The following is an 18,282-nucleotide window of genomic DNA, read 5'->3' on the forward strand; positions in this document are numbered from 1 at the left end:
ATGCCGGTGGCAATCGAAGTAAAGAAAATCAACAAGCAGTTCGTGCTGCGTCACACCCGTTCCCTCAAGGAGACCATTGTCTGGCTCTTCACGGGTCGCAAGGGCGATCTGTCGAAGAAGTTCCACGCCCTGCACGACGTCGACCTCGAGGTCCAGCAGGGTGAAACCGTGGCTCTGCTGGGCCTCAACGGCTCGGGAAAGTCCACTCTGCTCAAGCACATCTCCGGCGTGATGTTGCCGGACACGGGGTCGGTGCGGACCCGGGGCAAGGTTGCGGGACTCATCGAGGTGGGGGCGGGCTTCCACCATGATCTGTCCGGACGGGACAACGTGTACCTGAACGGCGCGATTCTCGGGATGACCGAGGCGCAAATCGACGAGCAGTTCGATTCCATCGTCGACTTCGCTGAAATTGGCGAGTTTATCGATACTGAGGTGCGGTTCTACTCATCCGGTATGTACCTGCGCCTGGCGTTCTCGGTGGCAGTCCACACCGACCCGGAGGTATTCCTCGTCGACGAGATCCTCGCCGTCGGCGACGAGCCTTTCCAGCGCAAGTGCCTGGACAAAATCAAGGAACTGTCCGCTGCCGGGAAGACCCTCGTGGTGGTAAGCCACGACCTCGAACTGGTTTCCCGGATCTGTGACAGGGGAGTGGTGCTGCAGCACGGCAACGTGGTGTTCGACGGTCCGATTCACGAGGCTGTCGCCCGGCTTCGGACGGAAAGCTCGCGCTGATCCACGTGCCCATCGCCCTCTGATCACTGGGCTGAATCTAACGAAGATGGTCGGTGCGCGCCGTGTGCGGTGCGCACCGACCATCAGTGTTTAGCGGCACTTCCTAAATCACTACTTTATCGCCGCCCCACCGGCGGGTGTCCAAGAGATTGTTCCGCCTTGGAACCTTTGAATCAAACCGTCTGCCGACGTGTACTCGTCTGACGTTGGGTAGCCCAGACGGCCAGATTCAAATCCCTGTGCTGCCCACGCCGCCCGGATGGGACCGGACGTGGCGTGGGCACCGGTAGCGGAAGTCCAGTAAATCGACCCTCCCTGGTAAGCCTGCGCACGTCCCCCGTTGGGATAGTTCATCTCGTCGCTCACAGGGTAGCCAAGCTTTCCGCCCTCATACCCTAACGCTGCCCATGCTGACCGAATCGGTCCGGCCGTTGCATGGGCCCCGCCGGTTGCGGTCCAATAGATGGATCCACCTTGGAAGGCTTGGGCGGAACCCCCGAGAGGGTAGCTCATTTCGTCGCTGGTGGGGTAGCCGAGCGTACCGGTTTCGAAGCCGAGCGCTGCCCACGCCGTACGGATCGGACCGCTGGTGGCGTGAGCGCCGGTGGCGGACGTCCAGTAGATCGCACCGCCCTGGAAGGCCTGGGCGACACCCCCATTGCTGTAATTCATCTCGTCCGTCGTGGGGTATCCGAGCTTGCCGCCCTCGAAGCCGAGCGAGGCCCATGCCGAGCGGATCGGACCACTGGTCGCGTGCGCTCCCGTAGCGGACGTCCAATAGATGGAACCGCCCTGGAAAGCCTGCGCGAGACTACCGTTGGGGTAGCTCAGCTCGTCGGTTGTGGGATATCCCAGTTTGCCGTTTTCATAGCCGAGCGCGCCCCACGCCGTCCGGAGCTTTCCGGCGCTGGCATGGGCACCGGTCGTAGGCGTCCAGTAGATGGCTCCGCCCTGGAATCCCTGCGAGACGCCACCGTTCACCGAGGCAGTTTCGTCCGTGGTGGGGTACCCGAGCTTGCCGGTTTCAAACCCTTGCGCCGCCCACGCAGCCCGGACCGGTCCGGCGGTTGCGTGTGCACCCGTTCCCGCCGTCCAGTAGATCGTGCCGCCCTGGAAGGCCTGAGCGAGTCCGCCGTTGGCGTAGCTAAGGACATCGGTAGTGGGGTAGCCCAGCTTGCCACTCTCGAACCCAAGGGCTCCCCATGCCGTCCTGATGTCCCCGGAGGTGGCGTGCGCCCCGGTGGCGGCGGTCCAGTAGATCGCGCCGCCCTGGAAACCCTGGGCGAGTCCGCCGTTGGCGTAGCTGAGAACATCGGTGGTGGGGTAGCCCAGCGGGCCGCTCTCGAATCCTTGCGCGCCCCAGGCAGACCTGATCGGACCGAACGTGGCCCTGGCGCCGGTGCCGGATGTCCAGTAGACGGCGCCCCCCTGGAAGCCTTGCGCCAGTCCGCCGTTGGCATAAGTCAGTTGATCGGACACCGGGTAGCCCAGCGGGCCGCTTTCGAAGCCGGTAGCCGCCCACGCGGTGCGGATGGCACCGTCAGTGGTATGAGCACCACCACCGGACGTCCAGTAGACAGAGACCCCTTGAAACACCTGGGCGAGACCGCCGTTGGGGTAGGGCAGCGCGTCGGTCACCGGGTAGCCGAGGCTGCCGGTTTCGAAGCCCCGCGAGGCCCAGAGCGCCCGGATCGAGCCGGTGGTCGTGTGGGCTCCGGTTCCCGGAGTCCAGTGGATGGCGCCGAGCTGGTATGCCAGGTAACCGCCGCCCCCCGTCAGGCCATACGTCTCCCCGGACAGGGAAGCACCGAATCCGCCGTTCAGTTGGAAGCCCTTGAGCGCCAGGGGCGTTGGGATGTAAAGGAGGCGGTTGGGGGTGCCGGGGGACGCCGAGTTGACCGCCCCGACTGTTGCATTCGAGATGATGGCCGCGCTGACCTGGGCCGGGGTCATGGAAGGGTTCTGTGACAGCAACACCGCAACGGCTCCGGCGACGTGCGGCGTCGCCATCGACGTGCCCGACTTGATGGCCTCAGCGGTATCGGATGCGTTGCCGGCCGATGTGATGCTGACGCCCGGTGCATAGAGGTCCACGCAGCTGCCCGAGTTAGACCAGGAAGGCTGGGTGTCGGTCTTGTCCGTCGCGGCAACCGTGAGGGCGGCAGGCACCCTTGCAGGAGAACCGGTGCAGGCGTCGACGCCGTAGTTGCCGGCGGCGGCGACGACGGTGATGCCGTCGTCGATGGCACCCTGGACGGCGGCGTCGAAGGCGGGGTCGGTGAAGCCGGCCATGCTCATGTTGATCACGGCAGGCTGCCCGGGCTGGTGGTCGGCTGTGACCCAGTCCAGCCCGGCAATGACGTCAGAGGTGTAGCCGGATCCGTCGCAGTACAGAACCCGCACCGGGACGATCGTGGCTGACTTAGCCATGCCGTATTTCGTGCCGGCGAGAGTTCCCGCCACGTGGGTACCGTGGCCATTGCAGTCAGTCACGCCCCCGCCGTCGTTGATGGCGGTGAAGCCCGTCGCCACCCGACCGGTGAAATCGATATGGGTGGTCCGGACGCCGGTGTCGACAATGTAGGCCTTGACGCCGGATCCGCTGGACAGCGGCTGGTAATAGGTGTTCAGCGGAAGGGAACGCTGGTCCGAACGGTCCAGGCCCCATGGCGAATAGTCCTGGCTGATGGATACCCGCTGATCCAACTGGACGGCGGAGACCCCGGGGGTCTGCTTGAGTTGTTCAACTTCCGCGGGGGTAGCGGTGACGGTGGCACCCTTGATGGCGTGGGAAAAGGTCTTCTCGACCCCTACGCCTTTTGACTTCAGTGAGTCGGCTTTGGACTTCACGTCGGTTCCGGCCGCATACCTCACGATGTACCGCGCTGTTTCCCTGCCGCCGCCGCTGCGGGGGCGGCCGGCGCGGAGGTGGCTGCCGGTGCGGGTGCAGGTTCCGTGACTTGCTCGTTTGGAACCGGCGCCGCCGGAGTGACTGGGGGAGCGCTGGGCGAGCTAGGCCCGGGAGGAACGGCTGAGGGCGTCGTCGGTACGGCCTTGGAAGTCGGCGTCGGTGACGTCGTGCCGGCAGGCTGTGCCGAGGTTGTCGCTGGTGGAGTCGCTGGGGAAGTGGGTGTAGCCGGTACAGCGACGGCGGGGGAGGCGCCCAGAATCATCAGGCCGCTCATGGCGGCAGCCAGCAGTAAATTCCGGGAAGTGGGGGCGTGAAAAGGCATGACAAATCTTCCAGTGGTGGTACAGCCGGGGAATGGACCGGGAAAGCCGCGCTGTCAACGGGCGCGCGGCTTCAGTATCCGCTTTGAAGATACACCAGCAGCCGCAATTTCCCGGCCGGCCGGAAGAATGCCACGCTAAACCTTTGGGGAATGAAAAGCGGGCGCCCGGATTGCGTGGAAAAAATGCGGAAAAAATGCGCGAAGGTGGCTACTGGCCGCAGCTTGTGACCTTATAAAGCTTGGCCTCGCCTTCGTGGTCCACCAAGGAAAATTCGGGGTTTGTATCCATGCCGACCAGGCCGGGCATCGTGTGGACGGCACCGTGTATTTCGCGGGTTCCGAAATCCAAGACGTAGTAGGTCTTCATTTTCCTGACAATGTCGCAAATCTTGGGATCCGTCCCGGCTTGATTCAAGCGGTTGAGGATCGCGCTCGTATCGGCGCCGAATTCGCTGAAGATATGCGGGGTCAAGGACTTGCGGTCGGCGATCGCATAGACCATGGACGCCCCGGTCCAGGGGCTGGAAACCACCACGATGTCGGCGGGGATTTCCTGTCCGGCGCGGACCAAGAGTTTCATCTCGTTACTGTCGACCAGACGCGAAGCAGGCGTCAGCGCGTAACTGCCTGCCGCCGAGGCGACTGCCGCGGAGACTGTTCCGCCTTGGGTAAGGAGGAGGACGCCTGCGAAGGCTACGAGGGCGGCGGCCGCGGACGCGGCTTTGCTGCGGGATGCGGACACCCTCAGAGCGCGGACGCGGTCGCCCGCAGCCCCGATCCGGTTCCATACGGTAGGAATAACGTCGTCCGCGAGCCACAGAACGCCGAGGGCCGCCACGGGGAGCGCAGCGACCGGCAACAGTGCCGCGAGCCGGAAGGGATCGTTGTACCAGACTCCCGTGAACCAGGTTCGGAAGGGGCCGAAGGGGTAGCCGGACACGACGATGAACATGATGCAGGAAATGGCAAACATGGCCAACAACCACAACTGGCGGCGGTGCCTGAGCATGGCCCAGATCCCGGCGAGCGTGGCGGCGAAGATAAACCACGGGATGGGTCGGCCCTGCGGGGCGCTGGTGAGTGCTTGGCCGAATGCCTGGGCCAGGCCCTGGATCGGTTGCCACGTGGACTGTGCCTCGTCCGGACGCACCAGCTTCCATGCGACGAGGAGCACGGCCGTGTAGGCGGCAAACCCGAGTGCCACCGCAACTGTCGACCTGGCCGTACCCCAGCGTCCGCGCCAGCGCCGCACCAGCGCCAAACCGGCGGCCGCTACCGCAGGCAGGGTCCAGGCCAGCAACGCCATCAGAGTGCTCGGATGGGCCAGCGCTACGCCGGGAACCGCACCCACGGCGAGAAGCCAGGCGGTGAGGGTAGGTACTTCGAGACCCTTGGCCGCGCGGAGCGCCATGGCCGCAAAGCCGATGGCTGCGGGCAACAGGGCAATGGAGAGCAGGTTGGGGTAGAGGACACCGAAGTCGAGCATCAGATAAGGGAAGGAACTGAAGCCGGCGCTCATGGCTGCGGCGGTGACTACCACGATTCGCCGGTGGCCGAAGAGGGAAGTGGCGAGCAGGAGGCACGAAAGAGGCCACACAAGGCCCGAGATAGCCACGTTGGTCGCGTTGACGGCGGCGGGAACAGTGCTGCCGGTCAGCTGTTGCGTGAGAGACGCTACATCGTGCCAGGCGGCCGGATAGAAACCGCCCATCCCCGTGGACGAGGTGAAGCCGCTTACGCGAAGCGATGATGCGTTGCCGGTGTCCACGATGTAACGCACGGCGTTCAAGTGGAAGACGTTGTCAAAGGTTTGGGAGATGTTGTCGACGCCGCCAAAGATGTGCGCCAGACGCCAGAAGAGAAGCAGGAACACCACTCCGACGGCGAGCCATCCAACGATAATCTCCGTGCCGGAGCCGTTCCTCTTCCACCGCTCACGACGTCGCACGTTAGACCGTTGCCGCGGTAGAGCCCCGGCGGTTTCCACGCCCTGGCTGGTGACCGTTCGCGGAAACAAGCGGCGCAACAGGAACAGGGCGGCCGCCAGGACCACGGCCACCGCTGTCACAACAAGCATGCCCCACGGCAGCCCGACGAATCCGGTCAGCACGGCGGTGACGGAAATGACAGACACACTCACGGGAGCGGCTGCTCCGGCGAGTGTCCAGCCGCGTGCACCGGCCGCCCAGGACACAAGGAGGCCGGGGACGGCCAGCACGGCGATCGCGGCGCAAACAAGGGGAGCCAATTCGGCGTAAATCACGGGCATACCGCATCGCAAGGGAACATCAGTGGTCTTTCGGGCGAAGTTTAGAGAAGTGAACGGTAAATCGAGAGAAGTCTCTTCTCCATGATTTCCCAGCTGAAGGTGGTCTGGAACAGGCTGCGGGCCCGGAGGTGGATCTCTTCAAGCTCATCGGAGTCGGCGAAGAGTCTGTCCGCGGCCAGTTCAAAAGAGCCGGCGGAGTAATCACACACAAGTCCGACGCGGTGTTCGCTGACCAGTTGGTCCACGCCGGTCTCGGCCGCGACGATGATCGGTAGGCCGAGCATAAGGGCCTCGTAGAACTTGTTCGGTGAGGAGTACTTGTGATTCGGGACCGCCGGGTCATAGACCGCCAGCAGGCAGTCAGCCGCCGCCTCCAACCGAAGCGTCTCTGCGTAGGGCAGCCGGCCGTGGAACGTGATGTTGTCATTGTCGGCTGCGAATCGACGGGCCGTGGCCTCGAGAGCACCGAAACCGCCGATATCCAGATGCCAGTCCGGGCGCCTGGAGAAGAGTTCCAGCAACTCCGCCAGCAGCCGGCCTTCGCTGAGAATGCCAACGTAGACGAACCGCTTGCGCGGGTCGTCGGGACGCACTGCGTTGACGACGGTCGCGGGAGGGCTGTTGTGAATGACAACCAGCTTCTTGGGCCGGGCTTTGGACAGTTGCGATTCGCGGTTTTCGCCGACAATGATGACCACGTCCGCGCGGTTGATGACAAACGTGTCGATGCGTTCGATCAAAGGTGCCACGGCGCGTGGCACCGAGAAGGAATCGACGAAGTAGTCGTAAATGTCGTAGACCAGCGGCACGCGGAGAAGCCGGGCCATGACAAGTCCGCTCAGCGCCGTACCGAGATCGCTTGCGTGGATGGCCGTGATGCCCTTGCGGTGGCGCCAAAGTTGCCGGATGAGGAAGAACTGGAACAACGCCATGCCGAGCAGTGTGCCGACGCTGGCTCCGTATCCAGACCTGATGCCTGCACGCAGGATTCTGGCCGAGCCGTTTTCGAAGGTCAGGACCTCGTCGCGGGCCAGATCACCGCCGCGGTCCCACCCGAGGATGAGGATGTCCTTGTGCTCCTTGAGGACGCTGTTGACTTCCTTCTCCACCCGGGGATCGGGTGCAACGTGCGTGGCGCGGAGGAAAGCGATCGTCATCCGTTCGTCCCGGCCTCGGCCAGGGGCGCGGAGGGGTCAAAGTCCGGCAGCCGCTCGCCAAGGCCGAACATCGCCTGAAGCGCGGCAACGGTACGCGCCGCCGCCTGGCCATCGCCGTAGGGATTGACGGCGCGGGCCATGGCGTCGTAGTGCTCCTGGTCGTGCAACAGCGTAGAAACCTCGGCGACCACACGGTCCTCATCGGTGCCGATCAGCAGGACGGTCCCGGCATGAACCGCCTCGGGACGTTCGGTGTTCTCGCGCATGACGAGAACCGGCTTGCCGAGGCTGGGTGCTTCCTCCTGGACTCCGCCGGAGTCCGTGAGAACGACGTCGGCCAGCGAAAGCATGCGGGTGAATTCGCCGTATGCGAGAGGCTCGGTGACGACGACGTTCGGGTGGTGCTCGATGAAGGGGAGGACGGCCTCCCGGACCACGGGATTCTTGTGGGCCGGGAGCACGATCGTCAGGTCCGGCTCGGCCTCGGCGATGCGCGCAAGCGCCCGGCCGACCCCCGCATGGCCTCGCCCTGGTTTTCGCGGCGGTGCGTCGTGACCAGAAGGATACGCCGGCCGGATTCGGCAAGTTCCTGAAGCGCCGGATCCGTGAACGGGACCTGTTTGCTGACAGTGGCCAGCAGGGCGTCGATCACGGTGTTTCCGGTGACTACAATGTCCCGGGCCGGGATTCCCTCGGCCAGCAGATTGCTGCGGCTCTCCGATGTCGGCGCAAGGTGCAGGGCCGTGATCTGTGAGGTAATTTTACGGTTGGCCTCTTCGGGGAAAGGCGAATACAGATTGCCGCTGCGCAGTCCCGCCTCGACATGGACGACCGGGATGCCGTGGTAGAAGGCGGCAATGGCCCCGGCGGTCGACGTGGTGGTGTCCCCCTGGACGATGACGGCGTCCGGTTTCTTTTCAGCGAAGAGCTTGTCCAAGCCCTCGATGGTGCGGGTCATGATGCCGGTCAGGGTCTGCCGGGGCTGGATGATGTTCAGGTCGTGATCCGGGACGATATTGAACAGTTCGTTGACCTGGTCGAGCATGTGGCGGTGCTGCCCGGTGACGGTGACGACGCAGTCGAAATCCGGTGAGTCCTGGAGCGCCGAGACGATCGGAGCCATTTTGATGGCCTCCGGACGGGTGCCGTAAATCGGCATGAGCGTACGCATCAAAACTCCCTAGGGTGATCACAGTGAAACTCTGGCCACTTTATCAAAGCCGGTGCCTAGGCCCGCCCGGCGGCGCCCACCACGGCACCGTGCTGGCGGAGCAGGAATGCGGGCCACACTAACGCGGCAGCCGCATTGGCGGCGACAAAGCCCCAGATCGCTCCGTCCAATCCGGTGAGGAACAGCCCGGTAAAGGGGAACAGGATGTGCATGGCCGTCTGGATGGCCCGGCCCCTAACGAGGCTGCCGTGGGCAAGAATTCCGCGCGAGACGATGTAGTAAAAATGGCCAAGGAACCCCACCGCGACGTAAACGGTGCAGGCCACCGCGTAGTGAGCCAACGTGGCCAGCGCACCGGCGACGAAGTGGAGGTGCGGCAGAACCAACCCCAGGACGGCGAAGCACGCCGCGGACATCAGCGCCGCGACGCCGAGCACCACAGCGAGGACCTTGCGGCTCAGCAGAACCGACGGCGGCATCTGGGAGATGTTCGGTCGGATCGGGTCCAGCGTCAGTTGGATGGGCATGGCGACACTCGAGATGCTCCGGTAGGCGCCGAAATTGGCTGTGCCGAGGAAGGGCGCCATGGCCAGGGGCGCGCCGATGGATCCCGCGTCCATCAGCAGGGATTCCCCCAGCAGCGGGACGATGCGGGCACGCCGCTGGCGCACCCACGAGACGAGGCCCGTTCCGCGGCCGGGTCGGGGCAGGGGAAACAACAGGGCTGAGGCCAGGCTTGCCAGGGCCCACCCCGTCAGGACACCGGCCAGTGGCGGCAAATGCATGACCAGGGTGGCGGCCACGGCCAGCACAAACACCGCCACTCCGGCCGTGTCGGAGGCAAGGACAGCCTGCGGGCCCTTGCTGGCAGAGTGGAAAAACCTGGCGCCGAGACGGTAGATGTTGGCTCCGACACCGGCGCCGGCGGCGACCGCATTCATCCAGTTGCCCAGCACGAACCCGGTCACGGCCACGGTGACAAGTGCGGCCGCGGCCGCGCCGGTCAGGAGGGCCCCTGAATAGCTGTCCCACTCCCGCCTTCCCGTGCCTTCGGAGCGCCCGCGGGCCCAGGTATCGCACACGGCTGACAGCGTCATCGACCAGCCGAGCGCGAAAATGAGGTAGGGCACTGAGAACGCCCCGTAATCCACCGTTGAGAACAACAGGAGGGCCGAGATCGGCACCATAGCGCTGCCGGCGGCACCGAGCACAGAGGAGCCAACGAAGTGGAGCCTGCTCATGGTCAGGACACCCGCACGCTATTGACGACTGCCAGATACTCGGCCGCCCGCTGTTTCCAGTCAAAGGATGCAATGAGCGACGGCGACGGGGCGGAGACGGGGGACAGCAGGGCGGCCTCGGCGTGGGCCAGCCATGCGTCGGCGTCTGCCGCGTCAGCCAAACGCACGTCGGCGCCCGCGTCCAGCAAGTAGCGTGCCGCGCCCACGGGGTGCTCACGACGGCGGCTCCCGCGGCCACCGCCTCGAGCAATGTGGTTTGGAAGCCTTCTGACAGCACCGTCGGGTTCAGGAAGACACTTCCCTGGAGGAGTTCGGCGATCCGGCCGGCCGGCTGTTGCCCATGGATTACTACCCGTTCGCCCAGGGGCGAGGCGGCGGCGCGGGCGGACAGGGTATCCCGGTCGATGCCGTCACCCACAATGTGCAGCTCCACGTCGGGATGATTGGCGGCAAGCCTCTCCGCAGTGGACAGGGCAAGTTCCCAGCCTTTTCCGGGAACCACCCGACCGACGTACACGAGGTGCGTTCGGCTTCCCGCTGTCACCGCAGGCGGGGTGAACGCCGTCGTATCAATCGCATTGTGAAAAACTTCGCCGTCAACGCCCGAGAGAGCCTTGACGAACCCTTTGGCGCCGTCGGAGATGCAGAGGACCCGGGTGGCACCGCGAAGCACCATCCTGCCCAAAGTGCGGTCCTCGGCAGCGCTGGCGACGGCGACGAGCGGGGAGACACCTTTAACTGCGGCGGAACCGTGTTCGGTATGGATGGCCGGGACTCGAAGCCCGCGGGCAAGCCGGACCCCGATCAATGACATGGGAAAGAACCTGGTGTGGGTCGAGACGGCCGTCACCGGGCTCGACCCCAGGAGCCTGCGGATTGTGCGGGTGGTTCCTGGCCACGGCCACGCCAGAACGCCTCCCACGGCCGGGGAACAGCGCAGGCGCACGATCCGCGGGTTGGCGTCCAGTTCCGACGGTGTTTCATTATCGAGACAGAAGATCGTGACGCGCGCACCCAGGATTGCCAGCTGCTTGGCCAACGCGGCCACATGGAACTCGACGCCGCCCACGCTCGGCAAATAGTTGTTGACCACGAACGCGATGTGGTGGGCCGAGGCCGGGACCGGAGAAACAGGGACGGTCAAAGTGGTTGCGAGCTTTCTCTCGGGGCTGCACACCTCGCCGGCCCCGCAATGGCGACGGCCCGATGCGCCGGGTCACAGTGCAGACCACTATACCGGCAGCCCCTGACGGCCCGGGCGGACGACCGACGGGCTTATGGAATACTGGATTCTTGTGAGTCGCACATGGTTCGTTATTCCGATGTACAACGAGGCTACCGTCGTAGGCGGGGTCGTAGCGGATCTCCGGAAGGAGTTTCCCAACGTTGTCTGTGTTGACGACGGTAGCTCCGACGGCTCCCAGGACATTGCGCGGGCCGCAGGCGCCGTCGTCGTCCAGCACCCCATTAACCTGGGCCAGGGTGCTGCCCTGCAGACCGGATTCGAATACGCGCTTCAGGACCCGGAGCTCGATTGCATCGTGACCTTTGACGCCGACGGCCAGCACCGGATCGAGGACGCCAAGGCCATGGTGGAGCGGATCCGGGCGGGCGAGGCAGATATTGTCCTCGGTTCCCGCTTCCTTGATAAGAGGACGAAACTGTCTCCGGCCAAGCGCGTGGTGCTCAAGACGGCGGCGATCCAGTCGCGCCTCGCGACCGGACTCGACCTCACGGATGCCCACAACGGGCTGCGGGCTATCAGCCCTACGGTGGCCGCCAAAATCCACCTCACCCAAAACCGCATGGCGCACGCCTCCGAACTGGTTCATCAGCTGGCAAAGCTGCAGCCGCGGTACGTGGAGCATCCGGTGGAAATCATTTACACCGACTACTCGAAGGCGAAGGGGCAGTCGCTCCTGAATGCCGTGAACATCGTCTTCGAACTCTTCTTCAAGTAGCAAAGGCCCGCCCAGATGCTGATTTTCGTTCAAATCGCGCTCGTCCTGGCCGTCATCATCGTCTCGGTGGCGTTGATGCGGGGAGGTTCCAACGCCCGCCACCTGGCCATCCGCAGGATGATGCTCATTGTCTTCGCCATCGTGGCGGTGCTGTCCATCTTCTTCCCGGGGATGCTGTCCACCGTGGCGAACTTCTTCGGCGTGGGCCGTGGAACGGACCTGGTGCTCTACGGAACCATCGTTTCCGTGCTGGTCTTCATGTCCACCACCTACCAGCGTTTCCGTCACATGGAGATTTCGACGACGAAGCTCGCGCGGCGCATCGCGATCGATGAGGTGCCCAAGCCCGAGGTCGCTGCCCAGGCCGAGGTTCGCTAGCCCCCTAGAAAAGCCCCGCAGCGGCAGCCCTTCCACGGGTGCCGCTGCGGGGCTTTTCTGTGGGGCGCGCCCGATCCCGGCGGAGATTTAGGGTCGCGGCAGGGTGTGCGACAGAGGGTGTCGACGGGATCGGTGCCTGCATAGCACGAGGGCCGGGCCTATGAACCGGTCGTGGTTCGTAGGCCCGGCCCCTCTCAGCCGGATGCCGGTCGTGCCGCCTAGGGGTTCTTCACGATGGCGATTCCCGCAGTGGAACTCCACCGGATGGTCCCGTTGACAAAACCCTGGGTGCAGCTCGTAGTCCCGGAGCACTGTTCGCTGCTCTTGGGCACGCCCAGGGAGCCCGTGATGCCCCCTTGGCCCAGCCACGCCCGGCCAATGTCGCGGGTGGTGTTGACCGTCTGAAGCCCTGTGGGGGAGGACCAGGTGACGTAGCCGGAGAGGAACCGCTGGTAGCAGACACTGGTGTTGCACTGTTCAGCACTGGCCGGGTAGGAAAGCGGGCTGGCTGCGCCGCCGAGGGACTCGTAGTAACCCCCGATCGTGGCAGTGGACGCGTTCGTCCACACCGGCTGGATTCCACCGGCGCTGCTCCAGTACACCTTGCCGTACTGGAATTTCTGGACGCACGCACCGTTTTGGCATGTTTCCGCACTGAGCGGGAAGCCGTACTTGCCGCCCGTTCCCCCCAGGTTCAGGGTGTAGTAGGCGCCAATCGTGGAGTTATCGTTGCTGTAGAAGAGCGGTTGAATGCCGCCCGCACTGCTCCAGACGATGGTGCCGAACTGGAAACGCTGCTGGCAGGAGGTGCTGCCGCATGTCTCCGGGCCGATGGGGAAGCCGTACCGGCTGGTGCTGGCCCCCGAGGTCACCCAGAGGCCCCCGATGGTGGAGTTGTCTCCGTTGGTGAACACGGGCTGGACGCCGCCGGCTGAGCTCCACACGACGCGGCCCCGCTGGAAGAGCTGTTCGCAGTAGGTGGAGTAGCACTTCTCGGCGGACGTGGGGAACCCGTACTTGCTATTGATGCCGCCGAGTTTGACCCAGGCCCCGCCCACGGTCGAGTTGTCCCCGTTCGTGAAGACGGGCTGTATTCCGGCTCCCGCGGTCCAGTAAATCGAGCCGTACTGGAAATACTGGGCGCAGTAGTTGGCGCCGCAGGTTTCGGCTGTGGTGGGCAGGCCATATTTGCTATTGGGTCCGCCAAGCTGCTTCCAGTAAGCGCCGATGGTCGAGTTGTCAGTGCCCGAGTAGATCGACTGCACTCCGGTCGAGGATGACCAGTATAGGTCTCCGGTTTCGTAGTTTTGGACGCAGAATGCCGAGGTGCAAGCCTCGTTAGCCACCGGCAGGCCAAATTCGCCGGCGGCCGCGCCGGAACTCCGCCAGGCCGAACCAATGCCCCCGCTGGTGGCGACCGACAGGACACCTCGCTGAGGGGTCCAGTAGGCCATTCTTCGCTCGAAGACCTCGAGGCAGAGCGACGAACTGCAGCTCTCGAGGCTGGTGGCGCGGCCCCAGCTTCCATTCGCACCGCCGGCGGCCATCCAGGCCTGGCCGATGGCACCGTTGGTGTTGACCGTAACTCCGGTGGCGAAGGACTGCAGTTGAGCCAGCGTTCCGCGCCAGACGTTGGAGTCGCCGGCGAACGGGCCCGTGCTACTGTACTGCCAAATATCCTGGCCGATCCAGCCGTTCGGCAGTGTTCCCGGCTGCTGCGTGCCATAAGCGGCGATGTGGAGCGGGTTCCCGGAGAATCCGCCGTTATTGTCGGCACAGGTGCGCCACCAGTCTGTGGTGGTGTAGATGGCCGGTAGTCGCTTCGTCAGCGAGTAGACCGTATCGGAAAACTCACGGACCCAGGAGACGATCTGGTCCGGCGTGCGATCATAGCAGGTGTTTCCGAAGTAGGACCCGACATAGGGGTTGTACTCGATGTCCAGAAGCGGGGGAGGGTCATCCCGTCCCCGACCATACGCCGCCGTTGGCGACGAAATAGCGTGCCTGGTCGGCGGCCGTACCGGCGTCGGGGTGGGGGATGGCGAAGTGGTAGGAACCCCTGACCAGGCCCGCGTTGAATGAGTTGTTGAACTGCGACTTGAAGGCGGGATTCAGGTAGTAGTTGCCTTCGCTGGCTTTGACGTACGCAAACTTTGCACCCTTTCCGACTTCAGCGCCCCAGTCGACGCCAGCCTGGTAGTTGCTGACATCCAGACCCTGGACGCCCGGGGGCATCCATGTCGCGGCGGCCGAGCCGTCCGCGGAGGCGACACCCGGGGCCGTGGACTTTCCCTCATGTTTCCGGACGCCATCGCCCATGCTGGCCCCGTTCGGGCCGATCGTGGAGAGGAAATCGCTTCTGAGCATGGCCGGCTTGGCGGCCGGGGTCTGGAGTGGCGGGCACCGACTGGACTGCCGGGGCGGCCGTGGCGGTGCCGGCGGCACCAGTGGACAGGAGCAGTACGGCGGCCAGGGCCGCGACCCCCCGGTGCAGGCTACGCCGACCGTCGGGAACCGGGAAAGGGATCAGGGCTCGACTCATTTTAGTTCTCCTGGAGGAAGTGGGCTTCCCGTCTCACCGCCTCCGCTGACGCTGGAGTTCGGTGCGCATAAGGGCCGACGACTCACGCCGGGTGCCTCCGCATGATGGACACAAGGTAACACCCGTGGGGCGGACGTTACTACAGAGGCCTATGGTACGCGTGTTAGCTGTGTTGAAAGGGAAGTCAGCCGCAGATTCCTGCAAGGAAAAGTGAGTCGTGGGCAGGGTTAGCGCAGCGCTGCCGCAATGGGCGCTGCGAGTGCCCTCGCGGCAGGAGTCGTCACATGGTTTCCGTCGCGGGACATGAGGACGCTCCGGTAGACGGCGGGGCAGGAGTCCGTGGCACAGAGCAGGTCGACGGTGTCCACGAAGCTGCCTCCCCGCGAACTCATCGCGTCCCGTTCCATGCCCTGCAGGGGAGCGCTGAAGGAGTCCGTCCGCTTGACGGCGCAGGTGTCGGGGTCGCCCAGGTGCTGGGATACGCAGGCATTGGGACTCTGCGGCCAGCTCGGGTTGTCGCCGATGATGACCGGTTTAGTTCCCTTGGGCAGTCCGTCCAGCAGAGCGGACAGCCCCGCCGACCATTCCTTGTCATAGTCCGCGCCGACGCCGGGGAAGGCACGGTAGCTGCGTTCCGCGTTGGAGATGACGACGCTCTCCGGCTTGAGTTCACGGATGCGCTCCAGCCCCCGCGCTGGAACTTGTCGCAGTTGAAGGGACCATTGATGTCGGGGTGGCCCGTGATGGGCAACTGGACGGAAGGGCAGGCCGACTTGGTGATTGTGATCAATTTGAACCCCTGGACGTCAGCGGCCTTCTTGAGCGCCGGGAACCAGTGCCCTGCGTGGGAGTCGCCAAACAGCACCACGGTCCGGGGGAGTCGGCCTTCCCGAAGACGCATCCGGTCGTGTTGTAGTCCGATCCGTTGTTGTTGCAGCCGTTCGTGAAGATTTCCGTCAGGTCCTTGTCGACGGTGTCCAGTGAGGGCGTCAGCTTGGGTTGCGTGAGCCAATGCCCTTGGGCGTCGACCACGGAGTCGGCGTAGGTGGACTGGTCGGTCCCCGCGCGGTCCGCGCCGATGGTCAGGTTGCTCGACGCCTGAGCGGTCTGCAGGGCCCGCTGTTGAAAGAAGCTCCACCCTCCGAACGCCAGCACCATTGCCGCCGTCGTGCCTAGGGCGACGACGTAGATCAGGCGCTTCCTGCCGCCTACGCCAAGCCGTTGAAAAGGCTTCTCGACGAAGGAGTAGGTCAGCGTGGCGAGCACGATGGCGACGACCGCCAGCACCGCTTTGTCGCGAAGCCGCAACTGGCCGGGCGCCAGCAATTGCGGGATGACCAGGAGGGGCCAGTGCCAAAGGTAGAGCGAGTAGGAAATATTGCCGAAGAACAGCATGGGCTTGTTGCCCAGCAGCCTCTCCGCCCCCGGCGGCATGATTCCCCCGCTGCCGGCCAGGATGATTGCCACGGTGCCCAGCACCGGGAAAACGGCCACCCAGCCGGGGAACTCCATGGCCTTCGTGATCAGCAGCACGGAGACAACGACGGCCAGTACGCCACCGGACAAGAGGATGACGCGCACTCTGCGTGCCAGCCCGGAAAGTTTTGCCGATGCCAGGTAGGCCAGCGCTCCGGCAGCCAGTTCCCACGCCCTGGTGTGCAAGAGGTAGTACGAACTCGTCGGCTGGGTGTGGGACAGGACAACGCTCAGCGCCAAGGAGACGGCGAAGACGCCGGCCAGCAGGTACCAGAGCGTCCTTCGTACGTCGCGTCCGCGACGGAATGCCAGGAAAAGCAGGATTGGCCAAACGAAGTAAAACTGCTCCTCCACCGCCAATGACCAGAAGTGCACGAAGGGTGAGGGCTCGGGGTCGGCGAAGTAGCCGGACGTCTGCATGGCGAAGTTGAAATTCGCTGCGTAGAGCGCGGCCGCAATTAGGTCTTTGACGTAGCGCCCGGCCTGGAGCGGGGTTAACAGGGTCATGACGGCAATGCCGGAGGTGATCAGCACCAGCAGATACACCGGCGCGAGCCGCTTCAGCCGGCGCGCGTAGAAAGCAGAGAAGGAAAAGGTCCCCGTCCGCTTCAGCTCACGGATGATCAGGCCGGAAATGAGGAACCCGGAAATGACAAAGAAGACGTCGACGCCGACAAATCCGCCGGGTATGAAGGGCACGCCCATGTGGTACAGCAACACCGAAACCACCGCGATGGCCCGCAGCCCTTGGATATCATTGCGCAGGGCTGTCGCTCGGGCGGCGGGCACCGGGGTGCTGATGGCAGTTCGTTGAGCCGTGATCGGCGGCATGAAGTACTTCCTGGTTCAGGGCAGTTCGGGCGCGGAACGGCCAGGGCTCCGCCGGCACCCAAACTCCGGACGTCAGATCCCATGGTAAATGTTGGCCGTTGGCCGGGCACAATCGACCGCCGCGGGGCCCGGCATGATTCCCGGGCGCGGCCACCCTAGACTGGAGCGCATGAAGGTACTGGTCACCGGCGGCGCCGGCTACATCGGATCCCACACCACGCTCTGCTTGCTCGAGGCGGGCCACGACGTCGTGGTGTTGGACAACCTGATGAACTCGAACCCCGAATCTCTGCGGCGCGTGGAGCGACTCGTGGGCAAAAAGTCGACTTCCGCGAGGTCGACCTGCTCGATGCGGCCGCCGTCGATGCCGTCTTCGCCGAGGGCGGATTCGACGCGGTCATCCACTTCGCCGGTCTGAAGGCAGTCGGGGAGTCGGTCCAGAAGCCGCTCTGGTACTACCAGAACAACGTGGTGGGCACCCTGAACCTGTTGCACAGTATGGACGCGGCCGGTGTCCGCAGGCTGGTCTTCAGCTCTTCAGCGACCGTATACGGTGCCTCGGAGGAAGTCCCGCTGATTGAGAAGGCTCCGCTGGACGCCACAAACCCCTATGGCCGTACCAAGGAACAGATCGAAGACATCCTGTCCGATCTGGGAGCGGCGGACGCGCGCTGGAGCATCGCCCTGCTCCGTTACTTCAATCCGGTCGGCGCGCACGAATCCGGCCTGATCGGTGAGGACCCCAGCGGGATTCCGAACAATTTGCTTCCCTTCGTGGCTCAGGTTGCCGTGGGCCGCCGTGAGAAGGTCATGGTGTTTGGCAACGACTACCCGACGCCGGACGGAACCGGCGTGCGGGATTACATTCACGTGATGGACCTGGCCGGCGGCCACTTGGCTGCCCTCGACTACATCAGCGGCAAAGAAGGTGTGTTCCGGTGGAACCTTGGCACCGGCCGTGGGTCCTCGGTGCTTGAGGTCATCGAGGCGTTTGGTCAGGCGGTTGGCCGTCCGGTGCCTTTCGAGTTCGCTCCCCGCCGTCCGGGCGACGCGGCGGTCAGCTACGCTGACCCCTCCGCTGCGCTGGCAGACCTGGGCTGGTCCGCACGACGTAGCCTCGCCCAAATGTGTGAGGACCACTGGCGCTGGCAAAGTAACAACCCGCACGGGTACGCGCCCCTGACCGATAGGGCTGGCGCTGCCGCCGAGTAATTTGTCCACAGGGAGTTTCGGAACCCTTGTTGGATTGCAGAGCCTCCTCTAGGTTTAACCCCAGTTGCACTGC

General features: G+C 64.5%; 11 protein-coding genes and 6 pseudogenes. 4 read left to right on the plus strand and 13 right to left on the minus strand.

Annotated elements, in window-relative coordinates; genetic code table 11:
- The gene (locus ACRQ5B_RS11435; RefSeq protein ID WP_432393927.1) at positions 1-738 is read left to right on the plus strand and encodes an ABC transporter ATP-binding protein; all 738 of its coding nucleotides are present in this window, start codon (positions 1-3) and stop codon (positions 736-738) included.
- 111 nt (positions 739-849) lie between these two features.
- Here the strand turns inward: ACRQ5B_RS11435 and ACRQ5B_RS11440 are convergent, their stop codons facing one another.
- The 7 genes and pseudogenes from ACRQ5B_RS11440 to ACRQ5B_RS11470 form a co-directional block, all read right to left on the minus strand.
- Positions 850-3,588, minus strand: coding sequence for a S8 family serine peptidase (locus tag ACRQ5B_RS11440; RefSeq protein ID WP_432393929.1), 2,739 nt, complete (start codon positions 3,586-3,588; stop codon positions 850-852).
- A 591-nt stretch (positions 3,589-4,179) separates the two neighbouring features.
- Positions 4,180-6,234: a DUF6541 family protein gene (locus ACRQ5B_RS11445; protein WP_432393930.1), complete on the minus strand. Its 2,055-nt coding sequence runs from the start codon at positions 6,232-6,234 to the stop codon at positions 4,180-4,182.
- Between the two features lie 47 nt (positions 6,235-6,281).
- On the minus strand, positions 6,282-7,397 hold the full coding sequence (locus ACRQ5B_RS11450; RefSeq protein ID WP_432393932.1) for a glycosyltransferase family 4 protein: 1,116 nt from the start codon (positions 7,395-7,397) through the stop codon (positions 6,282-6,284).
- Positions 7,394-8,568: pseudogene (gene wecB, locus ACRQ5B_RS11455) on the minus strand (non-hydrolyzing UDP-N-acetylglucosamine 2-epimerase). Before wecB ends, ACRQ5B_RS11450 begins: the two are co-directional and overlap by 4 nt.
- Before the next feature lie 56 nt (positions 8,569-8,624).
- Positions 8,625-9,809 carry a hypothetical protein gene (locus tag ACRQ5B_RS11460; RefSeq protein ID WP_432393934.1) on the minus strand — a complete coding sequence of 395 codons (1,185 nt, stop codon included), beginning with the start codon at positions 9,807-9,809 and terminating at the stop codon, positions 8,625-8,627.
- 2 nt (positions 9,810-9,811) lie between these two features.
- Entirely contained in the window at positions 9,812-9,976 is a 165-nt protein-coding gene (locus ACRQ5B_RS11465) for a hypothetical protein (RefSeq protein ID WP_432393936.1), read from the minus strand.
- A 95-nt stretch (positions 9,977-10,071) separates the two neighbouring features.
- Positions 10,072-10,986, minus strand: a pseudogene (locus ACRQ5B_RS11470) (glycosyltransferase family 4 protein); the annotation flags it as partial.
- A gap of 145 nt (positions 10,987-11,131) precedes the next feature.
- On the opposite strand from ACRQ5B_RS11470, the gene ACRQ5B_RS11475 reads away from it, so the two are divergent.
- Together ACRQ5B_RS11475 and ACRQ5B_RS11480 are read left to right on the plus strand one after the other, a co-directional pair.
- Entirely contained in the window at positions 11,132-11,770 is a 639-nt protein-coding gene (locus ACRQ5B_RS11475; protein WP_432393938.1) for a glycosyltransferase family 2 protein, read from the plus strand.
- Positions 11,771-11,785: 15 nt separating this feature from the next.
- Positions 11,786-12,148 carry a DUF2304 domain-containing protein gene (locus tag ACRQ5B_RS11480; RefSeq protein ID WP_432393940.1) on the plus strand — a complete coding sequence of 121 codons (363 nt, stop codon included), beginning with the start codon at positions 11,786-11,788 and terminating at the stop codon, positions 12,146-12,148.
- 218 nt (positions 12,149-12,366) lie between these two features.
- Here the strand turns inward: ACRQ5B_RS11480 and ACRQ5B_RS11485 are convergent, their stop codons facing one another.
- The 6 genes and pseudogenes from ACRQ5B_RS11485 to ACRQ5B_RS11510 all read right to left on the minus strand — a co-directional run.
- Entirely contained in the window at positions 12,367-13,695 is a 1,329-nt protein-coding gene (locus tag ACRQ5B_RS11485; protein WP_432393942.1) for an LGFP repeat-containing protein, read from the minus strand.
- Positions 13,696-13,800: 105 nt separating this feature from the next.
- A pseudogene (locus tag ACRQ5B_RS11490) lies at positions 13,801-14,145 on the minus strand (GH25 family lysozyme); the annotation flags it as partial.
- On the minus strand, positions 14,105-14,515 hold the full coding sequence (locus ACRQ5B_RS11495) for a GH25 family lysozyme (RefSeq protein ID WP_432393943.1): 411 nt from the start codon (positions 14,513-14,515) through the stop codon (positions 14,105-14,107). The pseudogene ACRQ5B_RS11490 and the gene ACRQ5B_RS11495, both read right to left, overlap by 41 nt.
- Positions 14,516-14,917: 402 nt before the next feature.
- A complete protein-coding gene (locus ACRQ5B_RS11500; protein ID WP_432398751.1) occupies positions 14,918-15,481 on the minus strand; it encodes an SGNH hydrolase domain-containing protein in 564 nt (187 codons plus the stop codon).
- A pseudogene (locus tag ACRQ5B_RS11505) lies at positions 15,445-15,591 on the minus strand (SGNH hydrolase domain-containing protein); the annotation flags it as partial. The gene ACRQ5B_RS11500 and the pseudogene ACRQ5B_RS11505, both read right to left, overlap by 37 nt.
- 353 nt (positions 15,592-15,944) lie before the next feature.
- Positions 15,945-16,997, minus strand: a pseudogene (locus ACRQ5B_RS11510) (acyltransferase family protein); the annotation flags it as partial.
- 169 nt (positions 16,998-17,166) lie between these two features.
- On the opposite strand from ACRQ5B_RS11510, the pseudogene galE reads away from it, so the two are divergent.
- Positions 17,167-18,209 (plus strand): annotated as a pseudogene (galE, locus tag ACRQ5B_RS11515) (UDP-glucose 4-epimerase GalE).
- The last annotated feature ends 73 nt before the right edge of the window (positions 18,210-18,282 follow it).

The organism is Pseudarthrobacter sp. L19, assembly GCF_050859435.1.
GTDB lineage: Bacteria > Actinomycetota > Actinomycetes > Actinomycetales > Micrococcaceae > Arthrobacter.

Bases quoted from the DNA above. Each gene is read 5' to 3' on its own strand.
- ACRQ5B_RS11495 (WP_432393943.1), bottom strand. From the start codon at position 14,515: ATGCTCAGAAGCGATTTCCTCTCCACGATCGGCCCGAACGGGGCCAGC.
- ACRQ5B_RS11460 (WP_432393934.1), bottom strand. From the start codon at position 9,809: ATGAGCAGGCTCCACTTCGTTGGCTCCTCTGTGCTCGGTGCCGCCGGC.
- ACRQ5B_RS11450 (WP_432393932.1), bottom strand. From the start codon at position 7,397: ATGACGATCGCTTTCCTCCGCGCCACGCACGTTGCACCCGATCCCCGG.
- ACRQ5B_RS11435 (WP_432393927.1), top strand. From the start codon at position 1: ATGCCGGTGGCAATCGAAGTAAAGAAAATCAACAAGCAGTTCGTGCTG.
- ACRQ5B_RS11480 (WP_432393940.1), top strand. From the start codon at position 11,786: ATGCTGATTTTCGTTCAAATCGCGCTCGTCCTGGCCGTCATCATCGTC.
- ACRQ5B_RS11485 (WP_432393942.1), bottom strand. From the start codon at position 13,695: ATGGCCGCCGGCGGTGCGAATGGAAGCTGGGGCCGCGCCACCAGCCTC.
- ACRQ5B_RS11475 (WP_432393938.1), top strand. From the start codon at position 11,132: ATGTACAACGAGGCTACCGTCGTAGGCGGGGTCGTAGCGGATCTCCGG.